The organism is Streptomyces bambusae, assembly GCF_019400985.1.
GTDB lineage: Bacteria > Actinomycetota > Actinomycetes > Streptomycetales > Streptomycetaceae > Streptomyces > Streptomyces bambusae_A.
Window position 1 is genome coordinate 1 of the sequence record NZ_WTFF01000712.1, and the last position, 733, is coordinate 733.

A 733-nucleotide genomic window follows, 5' to 3' on the forward strand; every position below is an offset into this window, starting at 1 on the left:
AGCGCCGCCTGGCCCGCGAGGGCGCGCGAGCGGGCCCGGCCGAGGAGCTCACCGCCGCCCTGCTGCGGCTCCTGTCCGCCCCCGACGCCGGCGCCGCGGACGACGCGGCCCGGCGGGTGGCGGACCTCATGGCCCGCCTGCCGTCCGAGGAACTGCTCCGGCACCCCGAGCTGGAGCCCCTGAGGCTCTACGGGCGTGCGTACGCCCAGCTGCGCTCCGGAGACCTGCGCACGGCCCGGGAGGGGCTGGCGGAAGCGGTCCGGGCGTGCTCCGGCGACGAGACGGTGCTGCTGCGCCACCGGTGCCTGGGACGGCTGGCCCTGGCCGAGGCCGCCGACGGAGCCCTGACGGGCGCCGAGGAGCACGCAGAGGCATCCCTGGAGGTCGCCGACGAGTACGGGATCCCCGAGGCCCACCGCTCGGGCGCGGCCTGTCTGGCGCTGGCCGCGGTGGCCGTCGAACGGGGGGACCTGCACGCGGCGGCCGTGCACCTCGACCGCGCGGAGCTGCTCCCGGACACCTTCCGCGACCCCGACCTCATGACGGAACGCTCGGTGCTCCGGTCGCAGGTCGAGATCGCCCGGGGCCGCTGGCACGCCGCGCTGACCGTGCTCGGCGAACCGCAGCCGCCGACCGCCCCCGGGCCAGTCTCTTATCACTATCTCCGAGCCCACGAGAACGAGGGCGTTCGCGTTGGCAGTCTTCTGCTTGCACTAATGAAACCAATGTGAAA

The 733-nt window shown here is 75.0% G+C and carries 1 pseudogene; it reads left to right on the forward strand.

The annotated features are described in order from the left end of the window. A pseudogene (locus GPJ59_RS36685) lies at window positions 1-731 on the forward strand (hypothetical protein); the annotation flags it as partial. Between the last annotated feature and the right edge of the window lie 2 nt (window positions 732-733).